Annotated in this window: 14 protein-coding genes; 7 read left to right on the top strand and 7 right to left on the bottom strand. The window is 33.0% G+C overall.

Features of this window, described 5'->3' with window-relative positions; all coding sequences use genetic code 11:
- Positions 1–70: 70 nt before the first annotated feature.
- Positions 71–1,891, bottom strand: a complete 1,821-nt coding sequence (gene cobJ / locus ACTF45_RS00345; RefSeq protein WP_438949158.1) for a precorrin-3B C(17)-methyltransferase — start codon at positions 1,889–1,891, stop codon at positions 71–73.
- A gap of 340 nt (positions 1,892–2,231) precedes the next feature.
- On the opposite strand from cobJ, the gene psaA reads away from it, so the two are divergent.
- The 3 genes from psaA to ACTF45_RS00330 all read left to right on the top strand — a co-directional run bounded on the left by psaA (position 2,232) and on the right by ACTF45_RS00330 (position 7,859).
- The gene (gene psaA, locus ACTF45_RS00340; protein ID WP_288347098.1) at positions 2,232–4,535 is read left to right on the top strand and encodes a photosystem I core protein PsaA; all 2,304 of its coding nucleotides are present in this window, start codon (positions 2,232–2,234) and stop codon (positions 4,533–4,535) included.
- 27 nt (positions 4,536–4,562) lie between these two features.
- Entirely contained in the window at positions 4,563–6,791 is a 2,229-nt protein-coding gene (gene psaB / locus ACTF45_RS00335; RefSeq protein WP_288347096.1) for a photosystem I core protein PsaB, read from the top strand.
- Between the two features lie 105 nt (positions 6,792–6,896).
- Positions 6,897–7,859, top strand: a complete 963-nt coding sequence (locus ACTF45_RS00330) for a glycosyltransferase family 2 protein (protein ID WP_438949157.1) — start codon at positions 6,897–6,899, stop codon at positions 7,857–7,859.
- A 4-nt stretch (positions 7,860–7,863) separates the two neighbouring features.
- Here ACTF45_RS00330 and ACTF45_RS00325 read toward each other — a convergent pair whose 3' ends face one another.
- A complete protein-coding gene (locus ACTF45_RS00325) occupies positions 7,864–8,145 on the bottom strand; it encodes an annexin (RefSeq protein WP_288347093.1) in 282 nt (93 codons plus the stop codon).
- Between the two features lie 200 nt (positions 8,146–8,345).
- Here ACTF45_RS00325 and ACTF45_RS00320 point away from each other — a divergent pair, with 200 nt between their 5' ends.
- Together ACTF45_RS00320 and ACTF45_RS00315 are read left to right on the top strand one after the other, a co-directional pair.
- The gene (locus ACTF45_RS00320; protein WP_011133148.1) at positions 8,346–8,459 is read left to right on the top strand and encodes a photosystem I reaction center subunit VIII; all 114 of its coding nucleotides are present in this window, start codon (positions 8,346–8,348) and stop codon (positions 8,457–8,459) included.
- A gap of 24 nt (positions 8,460–8,483) precedes the next feature.
- Positions 8,484–9,083: a photosystem I reaction center protein subunit XI gene (locus ACTF45_RS00315; protein WP_011133147.1), complete on the top strand. Its 600-nt coding sequence runs from the start codon at positions 8,484–8,486 to the stop codon at positions 9,081–9,083.
- 52 nt (positions 9,084–9,135) lie between these two features.
- Here ACTF45_RS00315 and ACTF45_RS00310 read toward each other — a convergent pair whose 3' ends face one another.
- Positions 9,136–9,891: an NlpC/P60 family protein gene (locus ACTF45_RS00310; RefSeq protein ID WP_438949156.1), complete on the bottom strand. Its 756-nt coding sequence runs from the start codon at positions 9,889–9,891 to the stop codon at positions 9,136–9,138.
- A 3-nt stretch (positions 9,892–9,894) separates the two neighbouring features.
- Between ACTF45_RS00310 and ACTF45_RS00305 the strand changes: the two genes are divergently transcribed.
- A complete protein-coding gene (locus tag ACTF45_RS00305) occupies positions 9,895–10,794 on the top strand; it encodes a serine hydrolase (RefSeq protein ID WP_438949155.1) in 900 nt (299 codons plus the stop codon).
- Positions 10,795–10,796: 2 nt separating this feature from the next.
- Here the strand turns inward: ACTF45_RS00305 and ACTF45_RS00300 are convergent, their stop codons facing one another.
- Together ACTF45_RS00300 and ACTF45_RS00295 are read right to left on the bottom strand one after the other, a co-directional pair.
- Positions 10,797–11,009: a hypothetical protein gene (locus ACTF45_RS00300; RefSeq protein WP_036930687.1), complete on the bottom strand. Its 213-nt coding sequence runs from the start codon at positions 11,007–11,009 to the stop codon at positions 10,797–10,799.
- Position 11,010: 1 nt separating this feature from the next.
- The gene (locus ACTF45_RS00295) at positions 11,011–11,697 is read right to left on the bottom strand and encodes a recombinase family protein (RefSeq protein ID WP_288347087.1); all 687 of its coding nucleotides are present in this window, start codon (positions 11,695–11,697) and stop codon (positions 11,011–11,013) included.
- A 297-nt stretch (positions 11,698–11,994) separates the two neighbouring features.
- On the opposite strand from ACTF45_RS00295, the gene lipA reads away from it, so the two are divergent.
- A complete protein-coding gene (gene lipA / locus ACTF45_RS00290; RefSeq protein ID WP_288347086.1) occupies positions 11,995–12,888 on the top strand; it encodes a lipoyl synthase in 894 nt (297 codons plus the stop codon).
- Positions 12,889–12,897: 9 nt separating this feature from the next.
- Here lipA and ACTF45_RS00285 read toward each other — a convergent pair whose 3' ends face one another.
- Positions 12,898–13,191, bottom strand: coding sequence for a YciI family protein (locus tag ACTF45_RS00285; protein ID WP_288347084.1), 294 nt, complete (start codon positions 13,189–13,191; stop codon positions 12,898–12,900).
- A gap of 9 nt (positions 13,192–13,200) precedes the next feature.
- Positions 13,201–17,766, bottom strand: coding sequence for a glutamate synthase large subunit (gene gltB, locus ACTF45_RS00280; RefSeq protein ID WP_288347083.1), 4,566 nt, complete (start codon positions 17,764–17,766; stop codon positions 13,201–13,203).
- Positions 17,767–17,783 lie beyond the last annotated feature (17 nt).

Here is a 17,783-nt window from a genome sequence, read left to right as displayed (position 1 = left end):
AACATTAATATTCTCTCGCAAAAAAAGCAAAACAAAATATTCAATGATCAAGATAAGATGTAGTTTCAAATTACTTTTTTAAATATCCTCTTGGAGTTAAAAATATTTCATCAACCAAAGTAGTTTTAGAATTACCAATAATTATTATTGATAGCATATCTATATCCTTTAAAGGCATACTATCTAAACTAAAAAAGCTCTTGGATTGATTTTCCCTACCTACTTGTCTTCCTACTAAGACTGGAGTATTTCCTGGTCTATATCCTAAGCATAATTCTATAGCTCTTTTCAATTGCCAATTTCTTTCAAGTGATTGTGGATTGAAAATGGCAATTACAAAGTCTCCTAATAAAGCACCTGCAATTCTTTTTTCTATAGTTTCCCAAGGGGTTAACTTATCACTCAAGCTGATTGAACAGAAGTCATTCATCAATGGGGCTCCACCAATTGCTGCAGTCAACTGCATGCTACTTATTCCTGGATGTACTTCAAATGAAGGCCTAAAATCTTTATGAACTTTTTGAATTAATTCTAAAAGTAGGCCAGCCATCCCATAAAAACCTGCATCGCCAGAGGATATTAGTGCTACTTTGATTCCCTCTTCGGCAAGTTTTATAGCTTTCTCACATCTCTCTTTCTCTTCAGTAAGATTGCTTTCAATCATTACTTGGTCTTTTCTTTTAAGAGGTTTAATTAGATCCAAATACATTTTGTATCCAATCCAAATAGAACATTTTGATAAAGCTTTTCTAGCATCATTTGTTAAATAGGAAATATCTCCTGGCCCACTACCTACAACATGAAGCTCACCAGTTAATGGGGAATATTGATTTTTAGATTCAGAGACTGCAATAGTTACTGCGCCAAACGTATTTTTTGAAGAATCGATACTTTTAAAAATTTTCTTTTCTTTCAATAGTTTTGAACCTTGTCCTGCAGCGATCATGCAAGCTGCCTCAGCAACTGAAGGAGTACCAATTTCATTTAGTACTACATTCGATGGATTTGGGGTATTGATTGAAGAGAGCTCTTCAGATGTAAAAAATTTTATAGGTAAATTTTTTTCTTTTGAGATCTCTATTATTGCCTTCTCATCTTTTTTTAAATCAACAGTTGCAAAACCTGCTATTGATAATGGAGATAAATTATTAGTGGCTAAAAAACTTTGTAAAGAGTCTTCAATTAATTCTTTGCTAGTATTTCGCTCACAACCTAAACCGATCCATAAAGTTGGAGGATGCCAAGTATTTTTATGATTATCGAATATAGATATATGAAAAATTGATTTCTTTTGCTCATAATCTTTGTCTGATAATTGAGTAATAGTATTTCCTACTTCAGAAGTTTTCCATAAATTGTTGCCTGATAATTGGCTACAAAAAATCTCTTTTTTTGTAGATTGCTTGATTACTAATTTTGACCAGTCCTTAATATCTCCAGATCTTTTCCATCCCCATTGATTTCCAAATGAGTCAATATTTAAGTAATTCTGATCAATTGAATTATTAGTCTCTATTATTTCACCACTGAATAAATTACATATTTGAAATGCAATATTTTGGATATTTGATTGATGTGCGCCAATTATAGGTATAATTTTTGATCCTTTTTTATCAATAACAATTACTCCAGGATCTTTATCTTTGGAAGATAATAAAGAATTAATAAGTCTAATAGAGGCGCCAACTGAACCGACAAAGATAATCAACTCCAATTTTTCCCACTTTTCTCTCAGAATTTGCCTTGGTTTCACAAACTTAACTGAGTCTTTTATTGTTTTATCTTTAGGGGATGAGCTGCCTATGAAAATCTCATTAATAAATTCAGTTTTTTTTAGTCTTTTTAAAATCTCTTTTGAAGTATCAGAAAAACCTATTGCAATACCTTTCAATTTAAGAAGTTCTCTTTAATATCAATTTAAAACTATATCTCTTCGCTGCAATTAAAAAAGATAAAAACGAAATATTAAAAAAAAATTAAAGAAATTTACGTCTTTTTTAAGTAATTATACTCAGAACCCTTTTATGTTAATGGCTTTGGAGAAATATCAATTAAGTAACAATCATTAGAACATTTGTTACGTTACTGCATATCGAAAGAATCTTTGACTTATTATTTTTAAAACGAAGATCTAAAGTTTTGATTTTCATCGTTTCTTGAAGTTTATCATTGAGAGTAAGCTTTAAGATTTGATAAATCTGCTTTAAGGTCAATTATTTTTGAGGTGCTAGATGACCATCAGCCCACCAGAAAGTGGAGAAAAAAACAAAAAAGTTTTGGAAGAGCCAGTAAAGGCTGATCCAAGACCTATTGATTTTGCCAAATTAGATAAACCAGGTTTCTGGTCAACTAAATTATCCAAAGGTCCAAAAACTACAACTTGGATTTGGAATTTGCATGCAGACGCGCATGATTTTGATATCCATACAGGAGACGCTGAAGAGGCAACTAGAAAGATCTTCTCAGCTCACTTTGGACATCTTGCAGTTATTTTTATTTGGATGAGTGCTGCATTTTTTCATGGAGCAAGATTTTCAAATTATTCAGGCTGGCTAGCTGATCCTACTCATGTAAAACCTGGGGCTCAACAAGTATGGGCAATAGTTGGACAAGAAATGCTAAATGGTGATCTTGGTGCTAACTACAACGGAATACAAATAAGTTCTGGAGTATTTCACATGTGGCGAGCATGGGGAATTACAAATGAAAGCGAATTAATGGCCTTAGCTATAGGAGCAGTTGTAATGGCTGCACTTATGCTTCATGCAGGTATCTTCCATTATCATAAAGCCGCTCCAAAAATGGAATGGTTCCAAAATATAGAGTCAATGTTAAACCATCATATTGCTGGTTTAGTTGGCCTTGGATCACTAGCATGGGCAGGTCACTGTATACATATTGGTGCTCCGACTGCAGCACTTTTAGATGCAATTGATGCAGGCACACCTCTAGTTATTAATGGCAAAGAGATAGCAACAATTGCTGATATGCCAATGCCTCATCAATTGTGTGATCCTCAAATTATTGCTCAAATTTTTCCAGGACTAGCAAGTGGTACTGGAAATTTCTTTAGCTTAAATTGGCTTGCTTTTTCAGATTTCCTAACTTTTAAAGGTGGTTTAAATCCTGTTACTGGAAGCCTATGGATGACTGATGTTTCACATCATCATTTAGCTTTTGGAGTTATTGCGATAATTGGTGGTCATATGTATAGAACTAACTATGGTATTGGCCATAGTATGAAAGAAATATTAGATTCTCAACAAGGAGATCCAATTTTATTTCCAGCGCCTAAAGGACATCAAGGACTCTTTGAATTTATGGCTGAAAGTAGACATGCACAGCTTTCTGTCAACTTAGCAATGCTTGGTTCTCTTAGTATCTTGATCTCTCATCATATGTATGCGATGCCTCCGTATCCATATATCGCGACTGATTACATGACTGTGCTTGGTTTGTTTACTCATCATATGTGGATAGGTGGATTATTTATAGTTGGAGCTGGAGCTCATGCAGGCATAGCTATGGTCAGAGATTATGATCCTGCAAAACATATAGATAATGTTTTAGATAGGATTTTAAAAGCTAGAGATGCGTTAATAAGTCATCTTAATTGGGTTTGTATGTGGTTAGGTTTCCATAGCTTTGGACTCTATATTCATAACGACACAATGAGAGCTTTAGGAAGACCTCAAGATATGTTTAGTGATTCTGCAATTCAACTCCAACCAATATTTGCTCAATGGGTTCAAAGCATTCAAGCTTCAGCTGTTGGTACTTCTATATTGGCCGGAACAGCAGAAGCTTTACCTCATAAAGCTATAAGTGAAGTATTTAATGGAAGTTTAGTTGAAGTAGGTGGAAAGGTTGCTATCGCTCCAATCCCCTTAGGAACTGCTGATTTGATGATTCATCACATTCATGCATTCCAAATACACGTAACAGTTTTAATTCTTCTTAAAGGTGTCCTTTATGCAAGAAGCTCAAGATTGATCCCTGATAAAGCATCATTAGGATTTAGATTTCCATGTGATGGCCCTGGTAGAGGAGGCACATGTCAAGTTTCTTCTTGGGATCATGTTTTCTTAGCACTCTTCTGGATGTATAACTGCTTATCAATTGTTATTTTCCATTTTTCTTGGAAGATGCAAAGTGATGTTTGGGGACTAACTGGAGGTAACTTCTCTCAAAGTGCCATTACTATTAATGGATGGCTTAGAGACTTTTTATGGGCGCAATCTTCTCAGGTTTTGACCAGTTATGGTTCAGCTATAAGTATGTATGGTTTGATGTTCTTAGGAGCACACTTTATCTGGGCATTTAGCTTAATGTTCTTATTCAGTGGAAGAGGTTACTGGCAAGAACTGTTTGAATCAATTGTTTGGGCTCATAACAAACTTAAAGTTGCTCCAACAATTCAACCAAGAGCACTATCAATTACTCAAGGTCGTGCGGTTGGTGTTACTCACTTCTTAGTGGGCGGTATTGCGACTACTTGGGCATTCTTCCATGCTCGCCTATTCGGGCTTGGCTAAATAACCTGAACTTCTCCTTTTTATACAATGGCAACAAAATTTCCATCATTTAACCAGGGTCTAGCTCAGGACCCTACAACCCGCCGAATATGGTACGGAATAGCTACTGCTCATGACTTTGAAAGTCATGATGGTATGACTGAAGAAAAGCTTTATCAGAAGTTATTTTCTACACATTTCGGGCATCTAGCAATAATTGCCCTTTGGGTAGCAGGAAATCTTTTCCATATCGCTTGGCAAGGTAATTTTGAGCAATTTGTACTTGATCCTACTCATGTTCGTCCTATAGCTCATGCTATTTGGGATCCTCATTTTGGATCTGGTATTACGGAAGCGATGACACAGGCAGGTGCTAGTGGCCCTGTAAACATAGCTTATTCAGGCTTATATCATTGGTGGTACACAATAGGTATGAGAACTAATGAGCAACTGTTCCAAGCTTCAATCTTTATGAGTATCTTGGCTTGCTGGACCTTATTTGCCGGTTGGTTACATTTGCAACCAAAATTCAGACCTTCACTTGCTTGGTTTAAAAATGCTGAGTCAAGATTAAATCATCATTTGGCTGTTTTATTTGGCTTTAGTAGTATTGCTTGGACAGGACACTTAGTTCATGTAGCAATACCTGAATCAAGAGGCCAGCATGTAGGTTGGGATAATTGGTTGACAGTACTTCCTCATCCTGCTGGATTAGCGCCATTCTTTACTTTGAATTGGGGTGCGTATGCACAAAACCCTGACTCCTTGGAACAAGTATTTGGAACTTCTGAAGGGGCTGGGACAGCAATATTTACCTTCTTAGGAGGCTTACATCCCCAAAGTGAAGCATTATGGCTAACTGACATAGCACATCACCATATTGCAATTGGTACCATATTTGTAATTGCAGGACATATGTATAGAAATACATTTGGAATTGGTCATAGTTTAAAAGAAATTACAGAAGCTCATAACACAAGACATCCTAATGATCCTCATAAAGGGAATTTTGGAATTAACCATGATGGAATTTATGAGACAGTAAATAACTCTTTACACTTCCAGTTGGGATTAGCTTTAGCATCACTTGGAGTTGCTACTTCTTTGGTAGCGCAACATATGGGTGCTCTTCCTTCATATGCTTTTATTGCAAGAGATTACACCACGCAATCTGCCCTTTATACTCATCATCAATACATTGCTATGTTCTTGATGGTTGGAGCATTTGCACATGGAGCAATTTTCTTCGTAAGAGATTATGATCCTGAACTAAATAAAGATAACGTTTTAGCTAGAGTTTTAGGAACTAAAGAAGCCTTAATAAGTCATTTAAGTTGGGTAACTATGTTACTTGGCTTCCATACTTTGGGAATATATGTTCATAATGATGTTGTTGTAGCTTTTGGTAATCCTGAAAAACAAATCTTAATTGAACCGGTTTTTGCACAGTTTGTGCAAGCAGCTCAAGGTAAAATGATGTATGGCTTTGATGCTTTATTATCTGACCCTACAAGTTCTGCTAGCGTTGCGGCAAATTCTTTACCAGGAAATCATTACTGGATGGATTTAATTAATAGACAAGATGCTCTTAGTTCTTTCTTACCTATAGGTCCGGCAGATTTCTTAGTACATCATGCTATTGCTCTTGGACTTCATACAACTGCACTAATACTTATTAAAGGAGCTTTAGATGCTAGAGGAACAAAACTAATTCCTGATAAGAAAGATTTAGGTTACGCATTCCCTTGTGATGGACCTGGTCGTGGAGGTACATGTGATAGCTCATCATGGGATGCTATGTATCTTGCAATGTTCTGGGCCTTGAACTTGATAGCATGGGTAACTTTCTACTGGCATTGGAAACATTTAGCTATATGGCAAGGTAATGTAGCTCAATTTAACGAGTCTGGGACTTATTTAATGGGTTGGTTTAGAGATTATCTTTGGTTAAACTCTGCTCAGCTAATTAATGGGTACAACCCTTTCGGTGTGAATTCACTTTCTGTCTGGGCTTGGATGTTCTTATTTGGCCATCTTGTATGGGCGACTGGATTCATGTTCTTGATATCATGGAGAGGATACTGGCAAGAATTAATTGAGACATTAGTTTGGGCTCATCAGCGTACTCCAATAGCTAACCTTGTAGGTTGGAGAGATAAACCAGTTGCACTTTCAATTGTTCAAGCAAGACTAGTTGGATTAGCTCATTTCACAATTGGAAACATCCTTACTTTTGGAGCATTTGTAATAGCATCTACTTCAGGTAAGTTTGGATAAAGTTTTATCAAATAATTTAAATCACCACATTAGTGGTGATTTTTTTTGTTTATTTTTATTGTTCTAGTTTAAATTAAAATTATAAGATTATTAATCGCTATTCATATGACAAATCCTAATCAGTTAATTTCTATTATTATTCCTGTTTTTAATGAAAGTGAGAGTATTGGATATTTATTAGATGAAGTTTTAAATGTGATGTATTCTAATAAATTAAATTTTGAAATAGTTGTCGTAAATGATGGTTCTCAAGATACTACTTCAAATGTATTGGATGAATTAACTATCAAGATTAAGGAATTATCAGTCATTTCGCTTCGCACTAATTACGGACAAACTGCAGCAATGGCAGCAGGTTTTGATAATTCTAATGGCGAAGTTGTAATTACTTTAGATGGAGACTTGCAAAATGATCCAACTGATATCCCGAAATTAATTTCCCATATAAATGAAGGCTATGATTTAATTTGTGGATGGAGATACGATCGAAAAGATAAGTTAATTAATAGACGTATACCATCAAAAATTGCAAATAAGTTAATAGCCAATGTTACAGGTCTAAAGTTGCATGATTATGGATGTTCACTAAAAGCTTTCAAAAAAGAGATTTTAGATGATATAAAATTATATGGCGAACTTCATAGGTTTTTGCCTGTATTAGCAAAAATTGAAGGAGCTAAAATTAAAGAAATTAAAGTTAATCATCGAAGTCGGAAATACGGTTCTAGTAAATATGGGATTGATAGAACGTTTAGGGTTTTAATGGATTTGCTTACAGTTTGGTTTATGACTAAATTCTTAACAAGACCAATGTATGGATTTGGTTTCGTTGGGATTATAAGTATTTTAGTTAGTCTTGGAATGACATCTTACTTATTTATTATAAAAATTCTAGGTGAAGATATAGGTAATAGACCTATGCTTATGTTCGCTTTAATACTAGGAATTGCAGGTGTTCAATTATTTAGTTTTGGCTTATTAAGCGAACTTTTAATTAGAACTTATCATGAAAGTCAAAACAGGCCAATTTACAGGATTAGAAAAATTCAAACTAAAATGAATAACTGAATTTTTATTTGAATTTTCCTATAAGAGAAGCTGAAAGTTCTACTATTTCTGGATCCATATCTTTTAAACCTCGTCTGAGTATGGGTAATGTAGATTTATCGGCTAATTCTTCTGCTAAATTTAAGGCTTTCAATTTATCTTCTGCTGAACCATTAAAAAGGTTATTCATTTTTCCTCTTAGTTTTCTTTTGTCAAACTCTGAGTACTTATTAGAACTATTTTGATAATGATTATATTTTTTTGCTGAAGAGGTCATTATATTATTTTCATTATGCATTTCTTTCATTGGATATAATTTCTTTTTATTAAAAGCATTTAATATATATTTTCTCTTGAAAATTACTACAAAAAATATTATTAAAATGATGAGAACTATTGAGAGAAAATTGAGCATATATAAAGTTAATAATTTTTATATCATCCAGTAATAAAAGTAACACTATTTGTCCTTTAAATACTAAAGTGTTCAAAGATCTTTAATAGATTATGCCATCTGATTTTTCAACGTTCTTACCATCAATCTTTGTCCCATTGATTGGTCTAGTAACCCCAGCAGTATTTCTTGTATTAATTGGAAGATTGATTACAGCTACTGATTAAATTCAAATTACACTTTTATTAAAAATGAGCGACTTTCAAAAATCATTCTCAGAATCAACAAGTTCTATTAAATTTGATGAGAAATATATAGATAATTCTGTTCAGCCAAATGATATTGGTATAGCAAATCAATGGGCTGTTAAACCAGTTTCAGATCCATGTGTTGGAAATCTTGCAACACCTGTTAATAGTGGTTACTTTACAAAGGCATTTATTAATAATTTACCTTTTTATAGAGAAGGGATTTCTCCAAATTTTAGAGGTTTAGAAACTGGAGCAGCTTTTGGATATCTTTTATATGGTCCATTTTCTATGACTGGTCCGTTAAGAAATTCTGATTTTGCATTAACCGCAGGACTACTTGCAACGATAGGCGCTGTTCACATATTAACCGGGCTTTTGGTTCTTTATAATGCTCCTGGAAAAGCTCCTAATGTTCAGCCTCCCGACGCCACTGTATATAATCCTCCTGCAGACTTGTTTACCAGAACAGGCTGGGCCGATTTTACAAGCGGGTTTTGGTTAGGTGGTTGTGGTGGGGCTGTTTTTGCATGGCTTCTTGTAGGAACTCTCCATTTAGATACCATAATGCCCATTGTTAAAAATATTTGGACCACTGGTTGATTTCATTATTTAACTAGACCATATTCTCAATAGTCAGTTTTTAAATAAAATACTATCTGATAGATTTATTCCATCTGTAAGATCTTACTATTCTTCCTGCAGAAATAAGTTTTGATTGATAATGTAGAGAAATTTTATCGTTAGTGTCTTTCAAAGTGTCTATCCCTATACCATTTCTTCCGTAATCTATTCCTGAACTATGGTAATAAAGTCCATCTCCTTTATAAATACCAACATGATCACATTTATTTTTATTTCCAAAAAATAAAATATCTCCTTTTTTAAGTGATATATTGTTTTCTTTGAAATTGAAAAGATGCTTACAAAAACTTTTAATCTGATAAGAGTCTCTAGGTATATAAATTTTATGATTTAAAAAAGCCGTTTGAATTAACCCAGAACAGTCAAAATTAGGACCTGAAGTACCACCCCAAAGATATATATTTTTTACCTTAGATCGATCTTTGATCCAATTAAGAATCAATGGAATTTTTGTTTGTATTAATATTTGATCAGATTCGACAAAACTGTTTTTAAAATCAAATTTCTCAATAGATAATTTATCTAAATCAATCCAACATACATAACCATCTTCATAAAATTGAACCAATATCCTGGATAATTTATATTTACTTTGATAAGGACTTGGGTAAATAAGTCTAAAAATTCTATTTTTGACTATTTCCGTCACTAAATAATTTTCAGTTTCATTTTGATATCCAGAAATATTAATTTTTACTTTCCACCAAATAGTGTTTGAAAAATTAGTTTGCTTAAATAGTGAGATAGGATCTATATTTTCTTTCATTAAATGTCTTTTTATTATTTACAAGCAGAAATGGGTTTAGCCTTAAATGATATTTTAGACAGAATTTGCTCTAACAATATAGAAAATTTAAGGAATGATATTGCAATCACTTGGATCAATTATAAAAATGAAAGTAATCATATAAATAAAGGGTATGGATTTGGAATCAATAATAGAAAACTTATTTATCCTGCAAGTATCGTAAAGCTAATTTACGGCCTTGCTGCATACTCATGGATTGATTCAAAAAAAATATTATTAACCCAAGAAATAAGTGATGCAGTCAATAAAATGCTTTTTTACTCAAGTAATGATGCAACAAGCTTTATAATCGATATTATCACTGGGACTACAAGCGGTCCATGTATAGAAGGTGATCCTTGGGAGAATTGGAAATATCAAAGATCAATAATCAATGATTGGTTAAAAGAGCTTAATTGGAATGAATTAAATGAAATAAATTGCTGCCAAAAAACTTGGGATGATGGACCATTTGGTCGAGAAAAAGAATTTTACGGAACTGAAAACAGCAATAGAAATATGATGACAACTGATGCTACTGCTAGGATTTTGGAGGAGATAATGATAAAGATTGATTATCAAAAAGATAATTTAAATTTAAGAAGTTTTTTAAAAAGAAATTTAAATAAGAATATTCTTTATAATGATCCTCTTAATCAAGTAAATGGTTTCTTAGGAGAGGGATTGCCGGAGAATATTAATTTCTGGAGTAAAGCAGGTCTCATGTCACAAGCTAGACATGATGCTGCTTGGTGGGTTAATAACGACTCAGTACAGACTTTATTAGTTGTTTTTGGTAATGGAGAAAAATACTTCAAAGATGAGACCTTGTTTCCCGAAATAGCAAAGGCTGTGTACAAATATAATAATAATTTTGTTTGATATTAATTTAAATCATCTAAGAAATCTCTATCTAATTTATTTGTATAGGCTTCGTAAGGTAACATCATAACCTCATCAAAATCCAAGTCATTCAAAATCCATTCTTTATATTCAGCTATTAAACTATTTCTATCTTTATTATCTAATTCATGAATGCGTAAGGCAGTATCTTTGAGGTTTTCTTTAATCAGGTTTTCAAGTTCTTTTTTATTCATATCAGCTAGCTTCTCCATCTAAAATTATTCTTCTAATTGTTGATAAAGCAATTCCAGTTTGAGTTCTGATTGATCGATATGAGCAACCCTCATTACGTAACCTCATCACTAATGATTCTTTTAAAGGACTAATTTTCGGTCTGCCACCTAAATTATTTCCATTTAATCTTCTTTGCGAAATAAGTTCTTTTTTCCTCTCTCCCAAACACTCATTATCTAAATTATCTAACTCATATAAAATATTAAAGACTGACAAAGATATATCTGATGAATGTTTGGGAGATAAAAAACCAGATAAAGTTCTCAACCTAACATCATTATTCAAGAGTTTATGAATTGTTTTTATACATTCATTCCTGTTAGAAAATGCCCGATCTAGTTTTGTAACGACTAATTCATCTCCTTTTGATAAATAATTTAGAGCTTTTCTAAGTTCGGGTTTTATTTCTTCATCTAAACTTACGATTTCAGAAAAAATTAAGCTGCAACCCTCATTTTTTAAGCATTTTATTTGTTCTTTTAAGTAATCAAATTCACTATCTATAGCTCTTGCATATCCAATAGTTTTGGATTTCTTATTTTTTTCAGATAAAAGAAAACGTTTTCTTTTAAATTTAATAGTCAACGTTTTAATACATATATTTTTAACTGTATCAAATACTTTAGAAAAAAACACTTTATAGAACATTATTTTGTTATAAGTTACTGAAATTAACTTATTAAGAAATAGATTATATTGTTTTAAAACTGTAGTTAAAATAACGTTCTGAATATTGTGCTAGTTAGTGTTATTAGAACGGTTTGTTTATTGCGTAACTAGTTTTTGTGGGAAACTGTTTAAAAAATGCCAAATTTTTTTCTAAAAGTAATAACTAAATTAGTTCCAGATTTTATTAGAAATTTAAATTTTTTAGTGAAGTAAATAAAAATAGAAAAGTTACATTATTTTGATAAAATTAGAGATAATTGATTTGAATAAATTAATTTGACTAATATTTCTGATAATGCAATAACGAAGCCTGACTGGCTAAGAGTAAAAGCACCTCAAATTGAGAGAATAGGTAATACTGCAAATTTGTTGAGTGATTTAAAATTAAATACTGTATGTCAAGAAGCAAGCTGTCCTAATATTGGTGAATGTTTTGCCAGTGGGACTGCAACTTTTTTAATCATGGGCCCAGGCTGTACTAGAGCATGTCCATATTGCGATATTGATTTTGATAGATCCAAGAGAGATTTAGACCCAACAGAACCTGATCGTTTGGCAGAGGCTGTTTTTAGAATGAAACTTAAACATGTTGTGATTACCTCTGTTAATAGAGACGATTTAGATGATGGCGGAGCTTCCCAGTTTGATAAATGTGTTTCGGAAGTTAGAAAAAAATCCCCTGAAACAACTATTGAATTATTAATTCCAGATTTATGTGGTAACTGGTCAGCACTTGAAAAGATTTTAGATTCTAGACCAAATGTTTTAAATCATAATATTGAAACTGTCTCAGCTTTGTATAGGAAAGTAAGGCCTCAAGGAAACTATCAAAGAACTTTAGAGTTACTTAAAAGAACAAGAGAATATTTCCCAAGTGTTTATACTAAATCTGGATTTATGTTGGGATTAGGAGAAAAGGATGATGAAGTTCTTACTCTTCTTATGGATTTAAGAAAAAATGATGTAGATATAGTTACTATTGGTCAATATTTATCTCCAGGTCCAAAACATCTTCAGGTCCAAAGATTTGTTACCCCTTCAAAATTTAATTATTTTAAATTATTTGGAGAAAATGAATTAGGGTTTATGCAAGTTGTCAGTTCTCCTCTAACTCGTAGTAGTTATCATGCTGAAGAAATTCAGAAACTCATGAAAAAGTTTCCAAGATAATTAAATTATCTATTGATTAATATTAATCCATTCATTTAATTTCCATTCGACAATATTATTTTTTATCATCGGATCTTTTTTTATAATTTCTAAGGCTTCTTTATAAGTTCCAATTTCAAGAATTAGTAACCCACCAGCTCCTGATTTTTTTAATTCATTCACCAGAAACCCACTTTTGATATTTATTCCTTTTTTCTTTAAATTTTCAATCCATTTGATATGTTCATTGATTATTTTCTTTCTTATATCTTTTTGAATTAAGTATTCTTTTTTTATGAGTTCAGTCTTTATAAAAATAGGCATTCATTAACTTTATATACCAAGCATTTCTTCTTCGCTAGGAGGAACAACTATTTTAAAAATTCCCTTAAAATTAGACCAATTATTGATTATTTTGGATGCTTTTAGACTCTTTGTTTTTTCTTGATATTCACTAAGAATTCCTAACAAAATCTCTTCTTGCTTGAGGTTAGTTATTTTATGGATACTAACTATTTCCTTATTTACTTTATTTTCTAAATCATTATTTTCATCAAGTATATAAGCTATTCCACCAGTCATTCCTGCTCCAATATTTCTTCCTGTTGAACCTAAAATTACTATCTTGCCACCAGTCATATATTCACAACAATGGTCGCCCGAACCTTCTGTGACTGCAATAGCTCCACTATTTCTAACAGCAAATCTTTCTCCGGATTTACCTAAAGCAAATAACTTTCCTCCTGTTGCTCCATAAAGACAGGTATTACCCAATATTACTTGCTCTGCAGATTTCTCATCTACTTGGGGAGGAACAATAGTAAGTACACCTCCATTCATTCCTTTGCAAACATAATCATTAGCTTCTCCAATTAATTGGATATGCATTCCTTTTAATAAAAAAGCACCAAAACTCTGTCCTGCGTATCCTTTGAAATTGAGATTTAGTTCACCATTAAATCCATTATTTCCATAAAGTCCCGCAATTTCACCTGATATTTTTGCACATACACTTCTGTCAGTGTTCTTGATTTCTATTTCTTTGATTAATTTTCCATGATTCTTAATAGAATTCATGAATTCATTATCAGACAAAAATTGATCCTCTAATACATATCCATTAGTATGAGCAGTCTTAGAATGCTTTAACCATGACCTATCTTTATTTTGAGTCCCTTTTTTAATTAGAGAACTAAGATCAATATTTGCAGTTTTTGGAAGTTTAATATCTCTTGCTGTTAGAAATTCCTGATTGCCAATCAATTCCTCCATATTAGATACTCCAATGCTACTCATTATTTGTCTTATCTCTTCAGCAATATATAAGAAAAAGTTCACGACATTTTCAGGTAAACCTTTAAACCTTTTTCTTAATTCTTCTTTTTGAGTAGCTACACCCACAGGACATTTATTTGTATGACAAACACGCGCCATTATGCAGCCTTCAGCAATCATTGCTACTGAACCAAAGCCAAATTCTTCGGCACCTAAAATAGCTGCGATTACTACATCCCATCCTGTTTTAAGTCCGCCATCAGTTCTTAAAAGTACTCTTTCTCTAAGATTATTTTCTATAAGGGATTTATGGACCTCTGCAACACCTAATTCCCACGGTAAACCAGCATGTTTAATAGAACTTAGAGGGGAAGCCCCAGTACCTCCATCATGCCCGGAAATTTGTATTACATCAGCATTCGCCTTGCTAACTCCAGCAGCGATAGTACCTATCCCAATTTCAGAAACGAGCTTTACACTGACCTTCGCTCTTGGATGAACTTGGTGCAAGTCATGAATTAACTGAGCCAAGTCTTCAATAGAGTAAATATCATGATGTGGGGGTGGAGATATTAAGGCTACTCCAGGTTTGCTGTTTCTTAGCTTTGCAATATATGAATCAACTTTTGGTCCTGGTAATTGGCCACCTTCGCCTGGCTTAGCTCCTTGAGCCATTTTTATTTCCAGTTGCTTCCCACTTCTTAGATATTCTGGAGTAACCCCAAATCTTCCAGAGGCTATTTGTTTAATAGCTGAGCAAGCAGTATCCCCATTTTCTAGGCCTTTTATGGATGGTAATATTGCCGATTGAGTATTTTCATCAATATCATTCAATACATTAAAACGAGCAGGATCTTCTCCTCCTTCCCCGCTATTACTTTTCCCACCAATTCTATTCATTGCAACGGCCAATACTTCATGAGCTTCTCTTGATAATGCTCCTAAACTCATTCCTCCAGTACAAAACCTTTTACATATTGATTCAACACTTTCAACCTCATCTATGGAGATACTTTTTCTTGTCGAGTTAATTGACAGTAAATCTCTTAATGAAGTGACTGGTCTATTTCGAATAAGTGTTTTATAAGTCTCGAAATGATCGTATCCTGGTCCTTGCTTTAAGGCAGAATGTAAAACCTTTGACATTTCAGGATTATTAGAGTGATATTCGCCATTATTTCTAAACTGAACAAATCCTAGAAACTCTAATTTTTTTAAATCTATTTCTGGAAAGGCTTTGGTATGAATTAAGAGTGATTCATTTGCAAGTTCTTTTAGTGTGATCCCTGCAATTCGACTTGTTGTTCCATCGAAAGCTATTTTAATTAAGTCAGAGCCAAGTCCTACAGCTTCAAATATTTGAGCACCATGATAACTAGATAAAAGGGAAATCCCTATTTTTGAAAGTATTTTTCTTAATCCATCTTCTAAAGCTTTTTTGATATTTTCCTGAACGTCATCGATTGATAGTGGATTAATTTTCTTTGTAGCAATAAGCTTTTGAGTTTTTGGATGTTGTAACCAATGTCTTCCAGATTCAAGTGTTAACCAAGGGCATACTGCGCTAACTCCATAACCAATTAAACATGCTAGGTGATGCGTGCTCCAACATTGACCAGTTTCAATTATTAGCGAGGCTTTTAATCTTATTTCTTTTTTAAGAAGATAATGATGAATTGCACCTACAGCTAATAAAGGAGGAATAAAACTTTCTTTGGAACTGACTCCTTTGTCAGAAATGATTATTAAAGAGCAGCCTTCTTTTATTGCTTTCTCGCTTACTTTACAAATATCATCTAACTTTGCTTCAAATCCTTTTATTCCTTCCTCAATATCAAATAAACTTGAAATGGTTTTTGATTTAATTTCTGATTCTTTTAATGAAATTAATTCTTGTTCATTAATAATTGGACTTTTTAAATGAATAAAAGGCTTACTATCATTAGATTCGAAGGGAGAGCATCTTTCACCTAAATGCATCTCTAAACTCATTACTAATTTTTCTCTTAAAGGATCTATGGGAGGATTAGTAACTTGTGCAAATCTTTGTTTGAAGTAGTCGTATAAAATATGAGGTTTAGAAGAGAGCACTGCTAATGGTATATCGTCACCCATACAATATGTTGGCTCCTTAGAAAGAGAAGCCATTGAATCAAGAATGAGGTCATTGTCTTCTGAGGAAAAACCAAAAGCAGTTTGCTGTTGGAGTAATTCAAAATCTTTTAAATTACAAGTATTGGACCATTCATTTTTTTTGAGTTTTATAGTTCTTTTTTGTATCAGTTTTTTATAATTTTTTCTTTTGGCAGCTTCTGCTTTAACTTCCCAATTTCTTAAAATTTTGTTCTGAGAAAGATCTACTGCGAGCATTTGGCCTGGCCCTAAACGTCCTTTTTCTATAACTCTGTTTTCTTCAATATCCACTACTCCTGTCTCTGAACCCATTATCACAAAACCATCATTGGTAATTGAATATCTAGCAGGTCTTAATCCATTCCTATCAAGTGTCGCTCCAACATAGTTTCCATCTGCAAATACTAATAGAGCAGGGCCGTCCCAAGCTTCTTGGAGAGTAGCTGAATATTCATAAAAGGCCTTAATATCTTCTCTGCTTTCAAGTTCTGGTTGATCTCGAAATGCTTCTGGAACAAGTTTCAATAAGGAATCAGTTATTGGTTTGCCTGAACGAATGTTAATTTCTAGTGTTGCGTCAAGATTTGATGAATCACTTTTATTCTTATCTACTATTGGCTTAATATCACGAGACAACTCTCCCCAGTAATCATCAATATGTGTTTCTGATGCTTTCGCCCAATTGATATTACCCAAAAGGGTATTAATTTCTCCATTGTGACCCAAAAATCTCATTGGCTGGGCAAGAGGCCATTTTGGTAAGGTATTTGTGCTAAATCTTCGATGGTAAACAGAAAAAGAAACTTTAAAATCTTCTTTCTTTAAGTCTTCGTAAAATTCTGATAAAACTTCAGATCTAACCATACCTTTATAAACAACAGTTTTAGAACTAAGTGATGCGAAATAAAATTCGCATTCACCGATAGCATTTTTTGTATTATCTCTTATCCTTTTTTCAATTCTTTTTCTTAGTTGAAATAAGAGCATCTCAATATCTCTACTATCATCTTTCTCTAAGCAGACGATCCATTGGTTTATAAATGGTGCGTTTGCTTTTGCTAAAACTCCTAATGTTTCATTTTTAGAAGGTACATTTCTCCAAAATGTTTCTTTAAAATTTAATTCTTTAGCTTCTTCATCGCATATAAGTTTTGATTCTTTAACTTTTAATTCATTATTTGGCATAAAAATCATGCCTAAACCTCGTTTTTCGTAGCTTTCAGTATTTAAATTTAATTCTCTATCTAAAAATTCCCATGGAATAGAACATAAAATTCCTGCCCCATCACCAGAATCACTATCTCCTCCGCATCCTCCTCTATGCTCCATACAATTAAGACCTTTTAAAGATTGCTTCAATATCCAATTACTTTCTTTGCCATCAATATTTGCTATGAAACCAACACCACAAGCATCTTTCTCTCCAATAATTCCATTTGGAGAATAACTATCTTGATATGGCTCGTTGCTTCTTTTGATACTCCCTCGCATAGATTATTTAACTATAT

The sequence above is a fragment of the Prochlorococcus sp. genome, assembly GCF_965655815.1.
Lineage (GTDB): Bacteria > Cyanobacteriota > Cyanobacteriia > PCC-6307 > Cyanobiaceae > Prochlorococcus_A > Prochlorococcus_A pastoris.
This window is presented reverse-complemented; position numbering and strand designations above follow the sequence as displayed.